The 18,473-nt window shown below is 42.1% G+C and carries 17 protein-coding genes; 12 read left to right on the forward strand and 5 right to left on the reverse strand.

Features of this window, described 5'->3' with window-relative positions; all coding sequences use genetic code 11:
- The first annotated feature begins 57 nt into the window (after positions 1-57).
- Positions 58-1,368 carry a cytochrome P450 gene (locus tag OSCI_RS09050; protein ID WP_007354623.1) on the forward strand — a complete coding sequence of 437 codons (1,311 nt, stop codon included), beginning with the start codon at positions 58-60 and terminating at the stop codon, positions 1,366-1,368.
- A gap of 40 nt (positions 1,369-1,408) precedes the next feature.
- Here OSCI_RS09050 and OSCI_RS09055 read toward each other — a convergent pair whose 3' ends face one another.
- The 3 genes from OSCI_RS09055 to pruA form a co-directional block, all read right to left on the reverse strand.
- The gene (locus OSCI_RS09055) at positions 1,409-1,978 is read right to left on the reverse strand and encodes a hypothetical protein (RefSeq protein WP_007354624.1); all 570 of its coding nucleotides are present in this window, start codon (positions 1,976-1,978) and stop codon (positions 1,409-1,411) included.
- Between the two features lie 93 nt (positions 1,979-2,071).
- A complete protein-coding gene (locus OSCI_RS09060; protein ID WP_007354626.1) occupies positions 2,072-2,464 on the reverse strand; it encodes a DUF1830 domain-containing protein in 393 nt (130 codons plus the stop codon).
- A gap of 388 nt (positions 2,465-2,852) precedes the next feature.
- On the reverse strand, positions 2,853-5,825 hold the full coding sequence (gene pruA, locus OSCI_RS09065) for an L-glutamate gamma-semialdehyde dehydrogenase (RefSeq protein ID WP_007354627.1): 2,973 nt from the start codon (positions 5,823-5,825) through the stop codon (positions 2,853-2,855).
- A gap of 436 nt (positions 5,826-6,261) precedes the next feature.
- On the opposite strand from pruA, the gene OSCI_RS09070 reads away from it, so the two are divergent.
- From OSCI_RS09070 to OSCI_RS09085, 4 genes are all read left to right on the forward strand, one after another.
- Positions 6,262-6,609, forward strand: a complete 348-nt coding sequence (locus OSCI_RS09070; RefSeq protein ID WP_007354628.1) for a DUF433 domain-containing protein — start codon at positions 6,262-6,264, stop codon at positions 6,607-6,609.
- Between the two features lie 3 nt (positions 6,610-6,612).
- Positions 6,613-6,954, forward strand: coding sequence for a DUF5615 family PIN-like protein (locus OSCI_RS09075; protein WP_007354629.1), 342 nt, complete (start codon positions 6,613-6,615; stop codon positions 6,952-6,954).
- A 621-nt stretch (positions 6,955-7,575) separates the two neighbouring features.
- Positions 7,576-9,204, forward strand: a complete 1,629-nt coding sequence (locus OSCI_RS09080; protein ID WP_007354630.1) for an SDR family NAD(P)-dependent oxidoreductase — start codon at positions 7,576-7,578, stop codon at positions 9,202-9,204.
- 111 nt (positions 9,205-9,315) lie between these two features.
- On the forward strand, positions 9,316-9,606 hold the full coding sequence (locus tag OSCI_RS09085) for an antibiotic biosynthesis monooxygenase family protein (RefSeq protein WP_007354631.1): 291 nt from the start codon (positions 9,316-9,318) through the stop codon (positions 9,604-9,606).
- Between the two features lie 119 nt (positions 9,607-9,725).
- Here the strand turns inward: OSCI_RS09085 and OSCI_RS09090 are convergent, their stop codons facing one another.
- Positions 9,726-10,364, reverse strand: coding sequence for a hypothetical protein (locus OSCI_RS09090; RefSeq protein ID WP_007354632.1), 639 nt, complete (start codon positions 10,362-10,364; stop codon positions 9,726-9,728).
- A gap of 107 nt (positions 10,365-10,471) precedes the next feature.
- On the opposite strand from OSCI_RS09090, the gene OSCI_RS09095 reads away from it, so the two are divergent.
- The 5 genes from OSCI_RS09095 (at position 10,472) to surE (ending at position 16,087) form a co-directional block, all read left to right on the forward strand.
- Positions 10,472-11,521 carry a molybdopterin-dependent oxidoreductase gene (locus tag OSCI_RS09095; protein WP_007354634.1) on the forward strand — a complete coding sequence of 350 codons (1,050 nt, stop codon included), beginning with the start codon at positions 10,472-10,474 and terminating at the stop codon, positions 11,519-11,521.
- A 58-nt stretch (positions 11,522-11,579) separates the two neighbouring features.
- A complete protein-coding gene (locus tag OSCI_RS09100; RefSeq protein ID WP_026103636.1) occupies positions 11,580-13,103 on the forward strand; it encodes an adenylate/guanylate cyclase domain-containing protein in 1,524 nt (507 codons plus the stop codon).
- A 257-nt stretch (positions 13,104-13,360) separates the two neighbouring features.
- Positions 13,361-14,641 carry an AAA family ATPase gene (locus OSCI_RS09105; RefSeq protein WP_007354636.1) on the forward strand — a complete coding sequence of 427 codons (1,281 nt, stop codon included), beginning with the start codon at positions 13,361-13,363 and terminating at the stop codon, positions 14,639-14,641.
- Between the two features lie 8 nt (positions 14,642-14,649).
- Positions 14,650-15,084 (forward strand): hypothetical protein, encoded by a 435-nt coding sequence (locus OSCI_RS09110; protein ID WP_026103637.1) that lies wholly within the window; start codon positions 14,650-14,652, stop codon positions 15,082-15,084.
- A 325-nt stretch (positions 15,085-15,409) separates the two neighbouring features.
- Positions 15,410-16,087: a 5'/3'-nucleotidase SurE gene (gene surE / locus OSCI_RS09115; protein WP_007354638.1), complete on the forward strand. Its 678-nt coding sequence runs from the start codon at positions 15,410-15,412 to the stop codon at positions 16,085-16,087.
- On the opposite strand, the gene OSCI_RS09120 is transcribed toward surE, so the two are convergent.
- A complete protein-coding gene (locus tag OSCI_RS09120; RefSeq protein WP_007354639.1) occupies positions 16,088-17,074 on the reverse strand; it encodes a CHAD domain-containing protein in 987 nt (328 codons plus the stop codon).
- A 256-nt stretch (positions 17,075-17,330) separates the two neighbouring features.
- Between OSCI_RS09120 and OSCI_RS09125 the strand changes: the two genes are divergently transcribed.
- Together OSCI_RS09125 and OSCI_RS09130 are read left to right on the forward strand one after the other, a co-directional pair.
- Entirely contained in the window at positions 17,331-18,053 is a 723-nt protein-coding gene (locus tag OSCI_RS09125) for a pyridoxine 5'-phosphate synthase (RefSeq protein WP_026103638.1), read from the forward strand.
- Positions 18,054-18,134: 81 nt separating this feature from the next.
- The gene (locus OSCI_RS09130; RefSeq protein WP_007354641.1) at positions 18,135-18,464 is read left to right on the forward strand and encodes an MgPME-cyclase complex family protein; all 330 of its coding nucleotides are present in this window, start codon (positions 18,135-18,137) and stop codon (positions 18,462-18,464) included.
- The last annotated feature ends 9 nt before the right edge of the window (positions 18,465-18,473 follow it).

The following is an 18,473-nucleotide window of genomic DNA, read 5'->3' on the forward strand; positions in this document are numbered from 1 at the left end:
CCCCTGCTCCCCCATCTCTTCCCCTAGCCCCTAGCCCCTAGCCCCTAGCCCCTTCTTATGAACCCACTTCCCTTACCTCCTGGTAGTTTTGGTTTACCACTAATTGGAGATACCATAAACTTTTTGCGTGACTCTCAATTTGCCAGAAAACGTCACCAACAATACGGGCCAATCTTCAAAACCAGCCTCTTAGGACAGCCTACCATTTTCCTCTACGGCCCAGAGGCAAATATGTTTATATTGACCAATGAAAATCAATATTTTACTGTTAGCTGGCCACCTAGTACCAAAGCACTTTTAGGCCCTTTATCTTTAGCTTTACAAACAGGGTCAGACCACCAAAAACGCCGCAAATTATTGTATCAAGCATTTCAACCAAGAGCGCTAGCTGGTTACACTATCGCTATGGAAGAAATCACTCATCAATACCTGCAAAAATGGGGAAAAATTGGTACGCTAACTTGGTATCCAGAACTTAGAAACTATACTTTTGATATCGCGGCAAAATTGCTGGTAGGACTTGATTCTGGTTCCCAGACAAGCTTAGGTCATTTCTTTGAAACTTGGTGTGAAGGTTTATTTACAATTCCCCTACGTTTGCCTTGGACAAAATTTGGTCGCGCTTGGAAATCTCGCAAATTACTATTAGTAGAAATTGAAAACATTATCCGTCAGCGACAGCAAGAACCAGAGATTGGAAAAGATGCTTTAAGCTTGCTAATTGCCGCTAAAGATGAAGAAGGAAATAGCCTCAGTTTAGAAGAATTGAAAGACCAAGTTTTGCTACTACTATTTGCTGGACATGAAACTCTAACTTCTGCAATTGCATCTTTTTGCCTGGAATTAGCTAAACACCCCCAAATCATGGCAAAAGTCAGGGAAGAACAACAACAATTTCCCCCAAGCGAACCCATAACTCTCGAACAGCTCAAACAAATGCCATACTTAGAGCAAGTGATGAAAGAAGTGCTGCGGTTAGTTCCTCCAGTGGGTGGCGGTTTTCGGGAAGTAATTCGCTCTTGTGAGTTCAACGGATATCAAATTCCTGAAGGTTGGAACATTCTTTATCAGATTAATCAAACCCATAAAGATAGTCAAGTTTACCCCGAACCAGAAAAATTTGACCCCGAACGTTTTAACCCGGAACACTCAGCAAATTCTAAACCATTTAGCTATGTACCTTTTGGCGGCGGTTTGCGAGAATGTCTAGGTAAAGAATTTGCTAAGTTAGAAATGAAACTATTTGCAGCGCGAATTGTGCGCGAGTTTAACTGGGAACTTTTACCTAATCAAGACCTAACTCTAATTACAGTACCAACACCCCATCCCCGTGACGGTCTACAAGTAAAATTTACCCCTCAAACTTAAAAACTATCTGGGTTTATCTGTGGTTATCTGTGGCAAAAAATCACAAAGCTGCATTGACAATAGTCCAGACATCAACTAACAACAATAACACCGTACACACCAACAAAATCAAATACATCCAAGGTTGCGACAAAGGGCGGACATCCGCTGTATCGATCCCCGTTTTTGCTTCCACCAACCGCACCAATTTAGCAAATCCGGCCACGCGCATTGGTAACAAATAACCTTGACCAGAATCGCTCAAAAAGTAGTAGACTAAACCACCCTGACCAGTAGTTCGAGGTTTAAGAGCTTTTACTTGATTCCAAGGTAGCGACCAACCTTGTCGATAAAAACGAGGCACCCATTTGGGATATGATACTTGAATCTCTTCTTCGTTTAATATCACCATTTCGCTCAGAGTTGCATATATCGCCACGCCACCCAAACCGATACCTACCCACAATAATGCTGGCGGTACTGGTGCTGCTGTCACCTCTGATAAAAAAGGTAAAGGCAATGTCAGGGCCACATAAAGACTGAGCAAAGTAATGCGAATTAAAGGAGAAATGTGAAATACCGCAGGGAATTCTGCTTTCAAAGGTAATGGTTGATTGGAGTCTGCTGACATCGCTCAAATGCTAAAAAGTCTTCAATCAAATCTTTGCATAGTATTCCTGCCTGTGGATGAAACTGAGATAAATCCAAAAAACAGAACTAAACCTCAGTCAATTAATGTTAAAGCAGGCATGGGTAAAGGTTCTGGTATTTCTCTGGATTTAGGGCGCGGTGCATTCCTCGTTGGAGTGGTAGTAGTTGCGCCTGTAGACTGGGTGGATGGGTTGATTGTCGAGTAGGGCCCTTCGTTGATTTGTAGGCGATCGCAAGGGATTTTGTCTGATAAGATGGCACTGGCCATCATCCCAGTATGAATTTCCATCAGTCCTGCGGGTAATGCTTCAAATACTAGGCGTTGACCTGGAAACACCACTCGCTCGAAGTACCAGTTGGAAATATTGGTGATGCGTGCAATCTGGATTTGGCTGGTAGCATTCACATAGCAGCAGAGAATCTTACCAGAGCTGTTTGAAGGTAGGGGATCGAGAATTTGAGCCATAACTGCTGAGGAGCTTCACGCTAAAACAAGTTGTGATATAGCAAAGGTAACACTTGGCGATCCCCATCCGTTGTAAACGGGACTACCAATCGGTAAACTTGTCAAGAGTTACGCTCGCTTCTGAAAGCCAATATTGCTAGTTGTTGACCAAAATCTAACCTTAATGGCTAAATCGCGTCTTTATTCCCTAATATTGAAGGGCTGAGAGGTCATTTTAGGCTGGGATGGTATGGGGTGAAACCAGGAAAAATTTTAGAATTTTAATAATAATTAATACTAAAATCGGGAAAATTAGCTATATTGTAAAGTTATATTAAAAAATGAAGATAAATGTAACGGCAGTCAAAGGCAGGCAAGATGCCTGCCTCACAATGTTTATTGGAGGTACCTAATCAACTCCCTCTATGGGTGCAAATCCTTGGCGCTGGATATTTTCTGTGATAGTGCGGGGTTCGAGAAATTGCAGTAAATAATCGGGGCCACCTGCTTTAGAACCCACTCCTGAAAGCTTAAACCCACCAAAGGGTTGCCGGGATACAATTGCACCAGTAATTCCCCGATTTATATACAGGTTGCCGACTTCAAAATCTGCTTTTGCCTGTTCAATATGGGAAGGGGTGCGAGAATATAATCCGCCGGTTAAAGCGAAGTTTGTACTGTTAGCAATTGCTAGTGCTTCGCTGAAGTTTTTCGCCCGAATTACGGATAATACTGGGCCAAATATTTCTTCTTGGGCAATTGTTGCTGTGGGGGATACTTCGCTAAAGATTACTGGGCCGATAAAATAACCATTATCGGGTGCGGGCATCTCTAAAGCAACTTTCGCTTCGGCGCGGCCTTTTTCGATGTATTCGCGAATGCGATCGCGTGCGTTAGCATCAATTACAGGGCCAACTTGGGTACTGGGAATTTCAGCGGGGCCAATGTTAAGCGATCGCGCAGCTTCTACTAACCGCGTCACAAAAGTATTATACACCGATTCCACCACAATTACTCGCGAACAAGCGGAACATTTTTGGCCGCTGTAACCAAAAGCAGAATGCACAACACCTGCAACTGCTTGATCTAAATCGGCACTTTCATCGACGACGATCCCATTTTTTCCACCCATTTCTGCGATTACTCGCTTCAGGTGTTTTTGTCCCGGTTGTAGAATCGCAGCGTCGGCATAAATGCGACAACCGACTTCTTGAGAACCAGTAAAAGTAATCATCTGAACGTCGGGATGTTTCACCATATAAGCACCTACCGACGAACCCCGACAAGGGACATATTGAAATACGCCTTGAGGCACACCTGCATCAACCAAAATTTCAGCTATTTTGGCAGCAATTACTGATGAAACTTCCGCTGGTTTGAGCAAAGTACAATTACCAGCAACCAGAGATGCTACTGTCATCCCCACAGGAATTGCGAGGGGGAAATTCCAAGGAGAAATTATTAAGGAAATCCCGCGCGGTTGATATTGGTAGCGGTTAGTTTCTCCCGCAACGTCGTAATTTTTACCATCTTCTAACCGTTCCATTTCATCGGCATAGTAGCGGCAAAAATCTATAGCTTCTGAAACTTCACCGTCGCATTCTCGCAAGGGTTTACCAACTTCAAACACCATCCAACCTGATAACTGATGTCGGCGCTGTTCCATTAATTCAGCGGCTTTTCGCAATACACCTGCACGCTGTCTAACTGGTGTTTTCCGCCAACTGGGGAAAGCATCTTTTGCTGATTTTAGTGCTTGTTTTGCTTGTTCCTCGGAAAGCAATCCGATTTTACCAATAACTTCACTGGGATTAGAAGGATTGACAGAATTAACTGTTTCTGTTGTTGTCTGATATTCGCCATTAATCAAAGGAAGATAGGTTTTACCTAACTGTTGTCGCACTGATTCCATAGCTTTTTGTCCTGCTTCCCGTAATTTTTCATCAGCATAATCAGTATCGGCGACATTGGGGAAAACTCGATCGTAAACTAAGGCATCTTTCCCGTTAGCAACTGGTGCGGCTAATAATTCTTCAATTGGTCTATCTTCTGAACTTTGGCGCAGGAATGAACTGTTAGCTGTATTCTCTAACAAACGGCGAATTAAATAAGACATTCCCGGTAGTAAATCGCCGTAAGGACAATAAACTCGCACTCGATAGCCGCGTTCGACTAATATCTTCGCTAACTTATCTCCCATGCCGTATAAAACCTGCATTTCAAAGCGGCGGCGGGGGATATTTAGGGTTTCCGCAATAGCAATTGCTCTTGCTTGCGATCGCACGTTGTGACTGCCGATTGCTGCATACAAATATTCGTGATTTTCCAGCAATATTTGCGTCATCCGCTCGAAGTTTGCGTCAGTAGCAGCTTTATCATTATAGACTGGTTGCGGCCAATCTTTCTGCATTGCTAAGATAGTTTCCTGATCCCAGTAAGCGCCTTTAACTAACCGCACAGTTAGGGGAAATCCGCGCAATTTTGCCCAAGAAATTAGGTCAGTTAAATCATCTTCACTATCGCGCAGATAAGCTTGCATAGTCACGCCAATATCTGTGCGACTGCGAAATTCTTCTTCTAACAATAGCTGTTTGAGGATGCTTAAAGTTATGTCTTTATAAGCATATTGTTCCATGTCGAAATGAACGGCAGCGCCCAATTCTTGAGCGCGACGGAGTAAAATGCGAATGCGATCGCTTACTTTTTCTTGACTTCCTTTAGCATCCAGGGGGTCAAACTGAGAATAAAATGCCGTTAACTTAACAGAAACCTGAACTCGCGGCAAAGTTTCACCATCAGCTTGATCGATCGCATCTACAGGCGACCAATTCTTAGCTGCATTGGTCAATTCTGCCATTAATTCTAAGTAGCGATCTAGATAAGATTGTGCTTCAGCTTCAGTAATTACTGCTTCCCCTAAAAGGTCAACTGTGAAAGCCATTTTATCCTTTCGCAGTCGTTCTAGAGTTTTGATAATTTGCTTGATATTTTCCCCAGCAATATATTTGTGCGCTAGGGTTTCTACAGCAGGTGCAACTGTTGTCGCGGCGAGTTGTCCGGGAACAGAATCTGCATTCGCAAAATTGAGCAATTTTTTAAGTGCTTCTGGCAATTCTACCTCTTCTGCTGTTAGGTATTCTTGCAAGTGACGGGCAATTTCTGGTTTGCTACGGAGTGCAGGCAAACAATCAATAAATCGGAATAATTGCACTCGCAGGCCGGGACTGGCCATCGCCCAATCTAGTAATTTATCATCCCAGCGCATTTGGTCTTGTAATTGGCCAAAAAAGGAGCGCTTTTTTTCTTGGGTAGCACTCAGGAGTTGTTTGGCGATTTCCTGAGTTTTCGTTTCGTAGGTGCTATCGGATACTTGTACAACCACAGCTTTCTGGAGGAATTAATGATGGGAATTGGGAGTTGGGTAAAGTTTTGTCTGGCTTAGTACCCATTGCTCGACTATTTTAATTATACCAGCAATAAGGTAAAATCGATCTTGGTAGGAGAGGATAAACTAATGCGCTGGATTAGGTGATGTCGCGATCGCTCTTGTTAATGGTTTCGGGGTAGTAGTGCAAAAGTAGTGAAGCAATCTCAAGCTTTGATTTTTCGCCCTCAGTGCGTTAGTCTTGTTTAAGTTGGTTTTGGGCGCGATCGCTATTACAATAATTATGCTTGCCTATAGTATCTTCAATAGTAGGCAAGTTTTTATGGAATGCGTTTCTTTGGAGGAAGTTAAGCAGGTTGACTTGGAGAGGTGAATTAGCTATAATTATAATAGAGTAAACAATATTACTTTCGTATCAATGAGATAGTAAACAATGACAATAACCGAATTGAAAATCGATCTTGCTGCCTTAACGATCGCAGATAAAGCCGCAGCTATAGAATTTTTACTTCAAAGCGTAAGCAGCGGCTCGCTAGGCATAAAAAAAACTCCTGGCGTTTGCGGTGGTGATGCTTGTATTGGCAATACTCGCATACCCGTTTGGTCGCTGATAAATTATCGTCGTTTAGGTGGTTCGGATGCCATTATCCTAGAAGCATTCCCACATCTGACTGCTGCTGATTTGGTAAATGCGTGGGCTTATGCTGATGCTTATCCAGATGAAATTGAACAAGCAATTAGAGAAAATGATGAAGTTATGCAAGAAAATGAGGAAGTTTGAAAAGTGGCACGTCTTTACACCGATGAAAATTTCCCCCTGCAAGTTGTAGCTTTCCTGCGCGTTTTGGGTCACGATGTATTAACAGTACAGGAAGCCGGCAAAGCAAACCAGGGGATTCCTGACGAAGAAGTGTTAGCTTTTGCTGTTAGTATTGAGCGAACGGTTTTGACGGGAAATCGTCGCGATTATATGAAACTGCATCGCTCGCACCCCAACCATACTGGTATCATTGTTTGCACGGAAGAGTTAAATTTTCAGAGGTTAGCGACGCGAATTAATGAGGCTATTTCTGCGGAAGAAATATTGACGGGGAAATTGATTCGAGTCAACCGTCCACCGCAGTAAAAAAAGCCGATTGCTTTTTCCCATTCTAAAAATCTTATAATTAAATTCTCTATTTATCCTAAAATTAGGTAAAACCCATTTGGGTAGCTGAGGATAAATTAATGCGCTGGATTCGGTATGTCGCGATCGCTCTTGTTAATGGTTTCGGGGTAGTAGTGCAAAAGTAGTGAAGCAATCTCAAGCTTTGATTTTTCGCCCTCAGTGCGTTAGTCCTGTTTAAGTTGGTTTTGGGTGCGATCGCTATTACAATAATTATACTTGCCTATTGTAGCGTTCCATCGGGGGCAAGTTTTTCGGGAATGCGTTTCTTTGCTGATGTATAAAAATTTAAGTTATTATTGCTCTTGTAGTCTACCAAAACTTTAGGGAAGATTATCTACCCTACCAAAGAAACCGGGTTTTTTTACGAAAATACTTCGTTGTTACCTACAGATTCTCTCAAAAACCCGGTTTCTAGGCCCAGGAATGTAAGTCCTGACTTTAATAAAATTTCGCTCTCTTTTTTCCATTACTATCTAAAGACGAGGGTAAAAATTAGCGAGCAAGTTGAAGGCATTTTTTTGATAAGATGTTAATTAACATTCAACACTTGTGGTAACGGATAATCCTGACAGGAAAAATATGAATCAGGTTAAGAATCAGAAAGTCTGCATCGTCACGGGTGGAAACTCTGGAATAGGTCTGATGACTGCTGTAGGTCTAGCAAAATTGGGAAATCGCGTATTTATTGGCTGTCGTTCCATTGCCAAAGCCACAATTGCTGTCGATTATATCCGTCAGAAAAGTGGAAATCCCCAGGTTGAATTTCTCCCTTTAGATTTATCTTCTCTTGACTCGGTACGCAGATTTGTCGATCTATTTTTGTCAAAGCAGCTTCCTCTTCAGATATTAGTCAATAATGCGGGTATTTTCAACAATTCTGGGACAACAAAAGAAGGTTTTGAAATGATTTGGGGAACTAACTATCTCGGTCATTTTTTGTTAACTTACTTATTGCTGGAAAACCTCAAAAATTCAGCCACCAGTAGAATTGTGATGGTGGCTTCTGACTTAGCCTTGCGACCAACTGCAATTAATTGGGACTCTTTAGTTAAAAAAACTCCATTAAATTTTCTTCAACTTTATGCTGTTTCTAAGCTATGTTTATTATTATTAACTGCGGAATTAGGGCGGCGGTTAAGCGATACCAATGTGAGCGTTAATGCAGTGCATCCGGGGTTTGTGCAGTCTAATATTACCTTCGGACACCGATTGAGTCGGTATTTGGGTTTAGGTGTTTCGCTTAAAGATGGTGCTGCGGGTGTAATCTTAACTGCAATAGATCCCATTTTTGAGGGTGTAAGCGGTAGATTTTACGATCGCAAAGGTAAGGAAATTATGCTTCCCGATCTTGCTAAAGATACTGAATTGGCTAAAGAACTATGGGAACGTAGTTTACTGTGGACGGGTGGCAATTCACAGGAAAATAAAGTTTCAAGAGTAAGAGAAAATGACTCTAATATTAGCTTACCATATTCTCTGGCTTTGAATCAAGTAGAAATTGCCGAGATTGCCAAAATAACATTACAAAATATTTTGCCAAAACCACCAAAAAAGTTATTGATAGTTAGCTTTTTTCGTTTGCTGTTTAAATTAGAGTTTGGTTCTTTATTGTTGCTATTAATCCAAACTATTAAAAAGGAATTTCACATGGAAAGGCATCTGGACTCGCCTGCAATTTTGGCATTGTGTCAAGACACAATATTGCTACAAAAGTTGAAAGAATATTTAGGTGAAGAGTTAATTTTATGGCGTTCTGAAATTTGGGCAAATTATCCGTCTCAGCAGTTAATTCCTTTTTGGCATCGCGATTCTTATCCAAAGCTTTTAGAAGGTGTGGGTAAAAGTATTAATGTTTATATCGCTCTTACTGAAGTTAATGAGTCTAATGGATTTGAGTATATACCGACTGCTATTATGAGCAATGAGTTGTCAATAAAAGTCACAGATCCTTTTAGTGGAAATAACTTTTTTGATATAGGTAGCGATTTAGAAAAACAGGCGTTGCCAGTTGTACTTCATCCGGGAGAATTTGTAATTTTTACGGAGGATTTAGTTCACCGATCCCTGCGTAATACTAGCGGAAAAGTTAGGCTTTCCTTAACTCTGCGTGTTACTCAACCTGGGATGAAAATATTGTCAGGTTATAGCCCTTTTTATAAGCGACCTGTATTATTGTTAACTGTATTATTGTTAACTGCTAACTGTTAACTGTTTGTTATACCAATTACGTATTGCAGCTATATTGACGGTACTTTTACCGACGAGACGGCGGCGTTACAGATTTGGCCTCACTCCTGCAAAAATTTACTGTTTAGGCTGATGATCTTAGAAGTGGCAATTCTCGATGTGAAACCTAGTTTAACCGCTGAATTTGAAATAGCTTTCAAAACAGCTTCAGAAATCATTTCTTCTATGCCAGGGTATATTTCTCTCGAACTTCAACGCTGCATAGAAGATACAAACCGCTATATTCTACTGGTGCAATGGCAGAGTTTAGAAGATCATACTATTGGATTTCGACAATCACCAAAGTATGAAGAATGGCGGGCTTTATTACATCATTTTTACGATCCATTTCCCACCGTCCAACATTATCAATTAGTAATGTAGCTAAGCTTTGTGGACAACATTAAACGTAGGGTGGGCGGAAGCCAAAAACGATCTATATCTATGGATCGCAAACTTTTTGCGGCTTGCGCCCACCTTGCAATTACAATTAACAAATTCAATTACTTGACTTCAACTTTAACAGCATAATTTGATTGATTTGGAGCCGAAATCTCAATAGTATGATCGCCGCTATTGGATAGTTTACCTTGCCATTGAACAGTACCGAAAGCAGTGCCAAGTTTTGCACCATCAGGAGCGATAATATCTACACTAACAGCTCCTTCTTCAATCTTTACTGTCATCTCCTGATTGCTGCTGCAATTAAGAGTGTAACGTTTTAATTGATTTGCTTGTAAAGTGTCGCGAACAGTTGTACCTGTAGCGCCAGTTTCAAAGCTAACGCGCTCAGTTGTAGCTAAAGTTGGAGAAGGAGAGGGTGTGGGAGAGATTGAGGGGAGTTTGGGAATATTTGTCAGGGAAGTTTGAGAAGGCTGAGTTAGAGGTGTTGGTGATGCTACAAGTGGTTGCGATCGCGTATTTGGTGGTGGTGGCGGAATAGTAAATTGTTGTGCAGAGGAAGCAGGCTTTACCGCAGTTGAATTTGCAGATGGTAGCTGAATTTCTACCTCATTTTTTGATAACTGCACTTGTTTCCACGCTAGCTCACCACCCAAAGCTAGCACTGCTCCCACGAGAGTACCACTCAGAAAAATTCCGCAATTTTTCCAAAATTGAGTTTTCGGCTGTTGGTCGCTCATACTTTAGGAGGAGAAGGAGAAAGTGAAGGAGAAAATAAAACTATTATTCTAGAGAGTGGAAACAATGAAAGTAAAATCATGTTTAATCCCTAGATGGGGACTAGAAAATGCCGAATTTATTTATTTTTAATCCTACCTTCCGAGTTGCCTCATTTCTCACCCTATTGGCGATTTTGCTTCCCGGATGCAGTCAGCGGCCAAAGGAGGCTAAGTTGGCTCAATGGCGGGCCGAAGCGATCGCTAATAACAATGCTATGGTTGCACAGCAGGCAAAGACTACCAAGGTAAAGGAGTGGGAGTTCTTTGTTAGCGGACAAATTGCCAAAGGTACTCAGAGATTCAGTTGGAGTGAATTGGAAGCGCTGGCAACTTCTCGCGTTAACACCACTTCGCCTCACAATAGCAAAAACCTGAATGCCATTCTCTATTTTCGAGGGATTGTGGTTTCGCAATTGCTCGATCGCTTGGGGGTCAAACCAGAGGCCACCAATGTCACATTTTTGGGGTATGACGGTTTTCGCTCAACAGTCAGCATCAAGGATTTACGCCGCTATCCAATTATCCTAGCAGTGGAGCGTGACGGCCGACCAATTCCTCGTAGTGAAGGGGGCCCTTTATCTCTGGTGTTTCCTCAAAGCGAATACCCGCAGTTACATGAGGTGTATGCGGAGAGATTTTGGGCATTTTATGTCACTCACGCGATCGTTGGCAATGAACCCGCACAAATACGCATTGGCAACCGCATCCTTGACAGCAATGCTCTCGATCGACTGCCGCAAATTACTATTGAGGAGGCTGTTGGCTACCGCCAAGGGTGGCCCATAGGCAAGGTTAAGCTGCACGGGGTGCGGGTGCGGGATGTTCTCACTGCGGGGAATGTCGCGATCGCCAATCGTGATGCAGTTATTGTTAAGGGTAAGTCTGCGGTATCCCGCGATCCCAAAAATCCCATCCGCTTGCGATCGGCTGATGTTCGTGACTGCGATATCCTGCTAGTAACGCGATGGGGTGACAGCTACCAACCAATCTCGTCACGACTTGGAGGCCCCGTTACTCTGGCAATTCCTGCAAGTTGCTACAGCGGTGGCGGTTTTCAAACCCCCATCGATGACGATCGCCGTTGGCTAACTTTTGTTGAAGAACTTGATGTTGAATAATTGTTAACTGTTAACTGTTAACTGTTAACTGTTAACTATTAATCAATAATAACTAAAAATGAAAATAACGTTATTTCACTCTATCCACACTCGAATTATGACAGCAACAACGCTGTTGATTGTTTCGATTGTCGGGGCGGTGGTGTGGTTCTCTGCGGTGAGTGAGGGCGATCGCTACCGGGAACAAAAGTTAGTTTCGGCGCATTCCCTGGCTGTAGCACTCGCCAATTTATCTACAAAGGAACTCGTAGTACAAAATTGGAGTACAATCCGCCTGAATCTAGATTTGCTACTGAAAAGAAATCCTGATTTTGTCTATATTTTAGTCTCAGACGATCGCGCTTCTAATCAAATTGTCGCTTCATCACCGATTGAGTTTCAAGAACAGTACATACCCGATGTCGTGCCGCTAGCCGTGACACAGGTAGCTTTAAAGCAGTACAGCAAGCGATCGACTCGATTGGCGGGATCGGCCTCAATGAGGGATGCAGGCATCTTTTCCAAAGCAGGAAGCCTCGGTGTGGAGACATTTGTGCTGCGGGATATAGAGTTTCCCACAGGTACTTTGAGGGCGGCGCGGGGCGATCGCGTCATCGAAGTGGCGGCGGAGATTAGCACTGCTTCTGGAGATAAAATCGGTACTTTTCGCATCGGTATTTCCCTTAAACCCCTTGAGAGTGCCGTGAATGAGGCGATCGAGCGGGCCTTAGCAATTGGGGCCTTTGCCCTCAGTTTTGGTCTGGCGGGGGCATATATATTAGCAAGGCAGCTCAGCCAGCCCGTGCAGCGCTTGCAAACGAGTGCTGCTAAAATTGCGGCGGGGGATTGGTATCATCGCGCTGAAATTAATCTTAGTGATGAAATTGGCGCTTTAGCATCTTCTTTTAATGAGATGTCGATCGCCTTGCAAAAGTCGTTTAGCAGGTTAGAAAGAACAGTAGCATCGTTTGAGCGGTTTGTGCCCAATAAATTTTTAAGCGCGATCGCCTCTGAGGGTATTGAAAATATCCAAGTTGGTACCGCCTCGAAGCGGACAATCACGATTTTATTTGCTGATATTAAAGGCTATACGTCAATGTCGGAACAGTTAACGCCGATGGAGACTTTTATATTTTTAAATGATTATTTAGCTTGTATGGGATTAGCGATCGAGGAAGCTGGGGGTTTCATCGACAAGTATATCGGCGATGCGATTATGGCGCTCTTTGAAGATGAGGCGACTGACGGCGTGCTAGAAGCAGCCGCAGCCATGCGAAAAAACCTCGCAGAGTTCAATCAAGGGCGATCGCGCAAAAATCTACCGACGATCGACATTGGGATTGGCATTCATCGAGGGGAAGTGGTGATGGGTACGGTAGGTTTTACTTCGCGGATGGATTCAACAGTGATCGGCGATGCGGTAAATGTCGCGTCGCGAGTTGAAGGTTTGACTAGACATTACAATTGTGCGGTGTTGGTAACAGAGTCTATCGTCAGTGCGATCCGACATCCAGAGGCTTTTAGGTTGCAATTGGTAGATCACTCTGTGAAGGTGAGAGGGAAAGATGAAGCGATCGCTATTTATCAACTTCTAGTTTCTTGAGTAGGACTTATAGGACTTACGCTCATGGTTCCAGAAACCGGGTTTTTGAGATAATCTGTCGGTCATAACGAAGTATTTTCGTAAAAAAACCCGGTTTCTTTGGTTGGGTGCGTAAGTCCTGACAATGACAGATCGCAAGTAATTTGCCGGACATAATATGAGTGGGAGATAATTTATTGGCAGCGATCGCCTTCCCTGAATGTAAAAGTTTTATGTTAAAATATGATATAATCCCTTACCATGCTTGAGTTAAAATTATGACTGAAAAATTAATAATTAGAAACTTTGCTGGCATCAAGGATTTAGAGATTGAAGTCAAGCGAATAAATATACTTATTGGCCCTCAAGCCAGTGGTAAAAGTGTTTGCGCCAAACTTCTATTTTATTTTAAGAACTTCGTCTGGGAAGTTTTATCTGTTGTCGAGAATGAGCTGACAAAACGTAATCTGGATTTAAACTATTCCAAGAAATTTGAGGAGTATTTTCCTCAAGATTGTTGGGGAAAACAAGATTTTTTTATAAGGTATGAAATTTCCAATGTTTTTATAGAAATTAGAAGACAAGATACCAAAGGTAGGATTTCCCTCAGTTATTCAGAATTATTAAAAAAAGAACTGACAGACCTACGCAATTTAATGAAAAAATTAAGAGAGGCAAGCTCTGAAAAAAATACTCAATATGTTAATCTTGATAAGTTATCTTTAAGCAGACTAATTTTAAGAGATAACTTGGTAGAATCTCTAAGCAGATCTATCTGTCGAGAGGCAGCCTTTAATCAGCTTTTTATTCCTGCTGGTCGCTCCTTTTTTGCTAATCTTCAGAGCAATATTTTTTCCTTTCTGTCAAACAATAATACTTTAGATCCATTTCTAAGATCATTTGGCTCAATATACGAAACTATAAAAAATTTAGGTATACAATATCGCATTAATGATAAATATACGAAAGATATCCAAGAGGAAATAAACAGGTTAATAGAGAAGTCTCTATGCGGTAAGCATATACATGAAAAAGGCAAAGATTTTCTGGAGGCTGCTGATGGAAGACGCATTAGTGTTGCGAACTCATCTTCCGGTCAACAGGAAACATTGCCTCTGACAATTATACTAGCTGCACTACCTTTTCTAGCTTCCTCTGGTGGCGGGCAAACAGTGTATATTGAGGAGCCAGAAGCGCATTTATTTCCAAGCGCACAGCGTAATATTATCGAATTGATCGCTACTGTATTTAATTCTCGGAAAGAGCGACTTCAATTCTTCATAACTACCCATAGTCCCTATGTCTTGACAGCACTTAATAATCTACTTCAGGCTGGGCTTCTTTATCAAGAGTCCAGCGAAGATATACAACATCAACTAGAAGAGATTGTATCTAGATACAAATCATTAGATGTTTCCGATCTCTCAGCCTATGTTTTGACCGATGGAAAATGTAGTAGTATTGTGTGTCCTGATACTGGGTTAATAGATGCACGAGTGATTGATTCTGTTTCTGATGAACTAGCTATTGAATTTGATAAACTCCTAAACTTAGTTTGAATCGTAATATGAAAAGTCTTCCCGAATGTGAGGAATATAGATCCGACAAAAAAATTGTCTTGCAGGAGAATAAAAGTAAAATAACCTTCCTCAACCTGAATCAAGACCCAATATTAATAATTAAGGTTGATGGCTGCGTTATCAGCGACAATGAGACTTTACGTTGCGACTACGCACTTATTCCTTATGATACAGTAGAAATATATGTGGAGTTGAAGGGAAGCGATACTTCACAAGCTGTTAAACAATTAGAATCAACAATTAGATTACTCTCGAAAAATCCCCAAAAAATAAAGAAGCTATGTTTTGTTGTGTCTACACGAGTACCCCAACAAGCAACAACTATACAACAGCTACAAATTCAGTTTAAGAAAAAATTTAATGCTAGTTTCCGAATCAAGAATATTCAAGATGAGTATGATTTAAGTACCTGTATAACCTAAATTTCTGGAATTTTCAAACCGTCAGCATCAGTAGCAGGTTAGTTCGACGAGCAAGCATTTATAGAGTTTGCACTACTATAATCTCTGTCCATGAGTCCAGAATAATTTATCAGCATCGCCCACCCTACAACTCCCAAAAATCAAGCTCTCAACTGCTAAAATTAAAAATTAAAAATTAAATTTTAAAATCTTAATTTTTAACGTTTAATTTTTAATTGGATGTAGCTATAAGTTACAGTATTGAGGCAGCGAGCGTCCACCCTACGTTTAATTGCTAATTACGACTAACAATTAACCACTAACCACTAACAATTAACAATGTAATATGACTTTCATTTTAACCAATGACGATGGAATAGATGCACCTGGCATTCAGGCATTGTTGAAAGCAGTAAATGACAAAGTATTTATAGTTGCTCCTCAAGGTCAATTATCTGGTTGCGGCCATCAAGTTACAACTCACATTCCTATTCATGTCGATCGCCGCTCCGAATTTGAGTATGCTATTGGCGGTACGCCTGTTGATTGCGTTCGCGTTGCCTTAACTCACGTTTGTCCTCAAGCTAAATTTGTGCTGTCTGGCATTAATCCGGGGGGCAATTTGGGGGCGGATATCTATATCTCAGGGACGGTGGCCGCTGTCCGCGAGGCGGCGATGTTAGGTATACCCGCGATCGCAATTTCTCACTGGATTAAAAAACCTCTAGCAATTGACTGGGATCTGGCAACTCGCTGGACATCTCGCGTTTTAGCAGAGTTACTCAATCTTCCCCCAAAACCGGGTAGTTTCTGGAATGTAAATTTACCCCATTTGCAACCGGGTACACCAGATCCACCTATTGTTTTTTGCCCGCTTTCTACGCAACCTTTGCCCGTAGAATATCGGATTGAAGGGGAATATTTTTATTATGTTGGGGAATACGGGAAACGCCCTCGCGCTCCCGGTACTGATGTGGATGTGTGTTTCTCTGGCAATATTGCCGTGACAGAAATTAACTTGTAATCAGGATTCTATAGCCCCCACCGTTGGTCGAATCAATTCTGAGCGGAAATTTTGCCGAATTTCAGGAGTAAGATACCGCCGCTGCAAAAGTTGCCATTTCTGCCAAGATTCAAAGCGACTTTTTGCCATAATTTCTGCTAAGGTGGGAAGCTGTTTCTGGATATCAAAGTCAAATATATCAGCTAGAAATTCTCCTAGAACTTCACTGTCTTGAATATCCCCTAAATATTCTTGAATGGCTTTGACATCTCCGAGATAAGCTTCGTAAGTCTCACCGTAAAATTCAGTAAATAAACTCATTAAATAGCGCACTCGTTTAGCTTGTTTGCGGAGATCGTGAAGAATTTCCCCTCCTTCTGTCAATTTCTGTTCTAGGATTTCCGAAGTCATATCTTCGTGGATTATAATCTCTCCTTCCTCCTCTGTCACACCTATTAACCAACCCGGATGCAGAAACATTTCGCTGACTTGAGGTAGTAGTAAATCTGGCAGGATATCCTCAATTGGTAACTGTGCGATTCCATGATAGCGCGGTTCTTCTAGCCAATCTCGCAGCGATTTTTTAAATAGTTGGTAATGTTTATTTTCCAAGATTGCCCGAACTTTTTTTAAAGCGCGGTGCCGATCTTTGAGCAAGTGCAGCAAAGATTTATCTAATATTTCTTGTTCTTTAGATGGCAAAATTGGATAATAGCGTTTCTGGAGGCTTTCGAGCATCACATCTAAATCTCGGAGTTCTCCTAAAACACGAGATATTTTACCAATTCTTTTCTCGTTGGCTTCTTTTGGTAGATCTATAACAGGAGCAAAACCCGTCACCGCAGAGCGTAAACGTCTCATGCCGACGCGCATTTGGTGTAGTTCTTCGGGGTCTCGATCTGCGAGCACTTCGGCTTCGTGAGCTATGATTTTCTCGAAATATTTCTCAATTGCTTGGGAAGCTGCTGCTCCGAGAGTTTTTAGTTTTGACGATGCTTGTGCTTTCATAGCGGGTAGGGTGACAATCCTCTGTCTTCAGAGCGAGCGTGAGTTTAAGTTGGAGAGATTAACGATAAGAAATTTTATTATACTACTTTTTTGAGGGTCTAGACACAACAATTATACTTAGCTAACACAAAAACAATATTGACAGAAGAATATTTTTTGGGTTTAACTCTTTAAATAGCCATCTACCTATCAAAAGTGACAGCTAATGAGGTAAAGTAAGAGGCGAAAAAGTCTGGACATGACAGAGAGGTTGAGAGTGCCTACACTTGGCGTGAATATAGATCACGTTGCCACGATTCGGCAGGCCCGCCGGACGGTGGAACCTGACCCTGTAGCAGCGGCCGCTTTAGCAGAATTGGCCGGTGCTGATGGTATTACTGTGCATCTGCGGGAAGACAGGCGGCACATTCAAGACCGGGATGTTCGTGTTTTACGACAGACGGTGATGACTCACCTGAATTTAGAAATGGCTCCCACTGATGAAATGGTGGCGATCGCTCTCGATATCAAACCGGACTACATTACTCTGGTACCGGAACGCCGACAAGAGGTGACAACGGAAGGAGGACTTGATGTCGCGGGGAACCAGCAGCGGTTGAGTGAAGTTGTGGATAAGTTACAAGGTGCTGGCATTCCCGTCAGTATGTTCATCAATGCCGAACCTATCCAAATTGAGGCATCGGCGGCGATCGCAGCGCAGTTTATAGAATTGCACACGGGTATCTATGCTGAGGCTAGTGCTGAAGCCAACCGGAAAAGGGAGTTAGCTGTATTGGCCCAGGGATGTCAGTTAGCGATCGCCTCCGGTCTTCGAGTTAACGCCGGTCACGGTCTTACTTACTCAAATGTTCACCCAGTAGCCTCCCTTGAGGGTATGGAAGAACTCAACATTGGCCATACCATTATCAGTCGGGCCGTACTAGTTGGTTTGGAGCGGGCCATCCGCGAAATGAAACAAGCTATGCGAGGCGAATTTTGATGATTGTTAACTGTTGACTGTTAACTGTTAACTGTTAACTGTTAACTGTTGACTATTGACTGTTTTTTATTACTAAGGAAAATGCAAACCTACTACTACGTTTTAGCTAGCCAAAAGTTTTTGCTTGAGGAAGAACCTTTTGAAGAAGTTCTTAAAGAGCGAACTCGTCATTATAAAGAACAGGAAAAAGAAATTGATTTTTGGTTGGTGAAGCAACCAGTTTTTCTAGAAGCACCGAAAATGGCAGAGATTAAGGCAAAATGTCCTCAGCCCTCTGTGGCGATCGTTTCTACCGATCCTCAATTCATTACTTGGTTGAAACTGCGATTAGAATATGTAATCACTGGCGAATTTGAGGCTCCCTCAGAAACAATTCCCGATGCTATAGCATCAATGGAGCCATCTATCTAGGGGCTAGGG

It is taken from the genome of Kamptonema sp. PCC 6506, from assembly GCF_000180455.1.
GTDB lineage: Bacteria > Cyanobacteriota > Cyanobacteriia > Cyanobacteriales > Microcoleaceae > Kamptonema > Kamptonema formosum.

Bases quoted from the DNA above. Each gene is read 5' to 3' on its own strand.
- OSCI_RS09050 (WP_007354623.1), top strand. From the start codon at position 58: ATGAACCCACTTCCCTTACCTCCTGGTAGTTTTGGTTTACCACTAATT.
- OSCI_RS09055 (WP_007354624.1), bottom strand. From the start codon at position 1,978: ATGTCAGCAGACTCCAATCAACCATTACCTTTGAAAGCAGAATTCCCT.
- OSCI_RS09060 (WP_007354626.1), bottom strand. From the start codon at position 2,464: ATGGCTCAAATTCTCGATCCCCTACCTTCAAACAGCTCTGGTAAGATT.
- OSCI_RS09070 (WP_007354628.1), top strand. From the start codon at position 6,262: ATGACAATAACCGAATTGAAAATCGATCTTGCTGCCTTAACGATCGCA.
- OSCI_RS09080 (WP_007354630.1), top strand. From the start codon at position 7,576: ATGAATCAGGTTAAGAATCAGAAAGTCTGCATCGTCACGGGTGGAAAC.
- OSCI_RS09085 (WP_007354631.1), top strand. From the start codon at position 9,316: ATGATCTTAGAAGTGGCAATTCTCGATGTGAAACCTAGTTTAACCGCT.
- OSCI_RS09090 (WP_007354632.1), bottom strand. From the start codon at position 10,364: ATGAGCGACCAACAGCCGAAAACTCAATTTTGGAAAAATTGCGGAATT.
- OSCI_RS09095 (WP_007354634.1), top strand. From the start codon at position 10,472: ATGCCGAATTTATTTATTTTTAATCCTACCTTCCGAGTTGCCTCATTT.
- OSCI_RS09100 (WP_026103636.1), top strand. From the start codon at position 11,580: ATGAAAATAACGTTATTTCACTCTATCCACACTCGAATTATGACAGCA.
- OSCI_RS09105 (WP_007354636.1), top strand. From the start codon at position 13,361: ATGACTGAAAAATTAATAATTAGAAACTTTGCTGGCATCAAGGATTTA.
- OSCI_RS09110 (WP_026103637.1), top strand. From the start codon at position 14,650: ATGAAAAGTCTTCCCGAATGTGAGGAATATAGATCCGACAAAAAAATT.
- surE (WP_007354638.1), top strand. From the start codon at position 15,410: ATGACTTTCATTTTAACCAATGACGATGGAATAGATGCACCTGGCATT.
- OSCI_RS09120 (WP_007354639.1), bottom strand. From the start codon at position 17,074: ATGAAAGCACAAGCATCGTCAAAACTAAAAACTCTCGGAGCAGCAGCT.
- OSCI_RS09130 (WP_007354641.1), top strand. From the start codon at position 18,135: ATGCAAACCTACTACTACGTTTTAGCTAGCCAAAAGTTTTTGCTTGAG.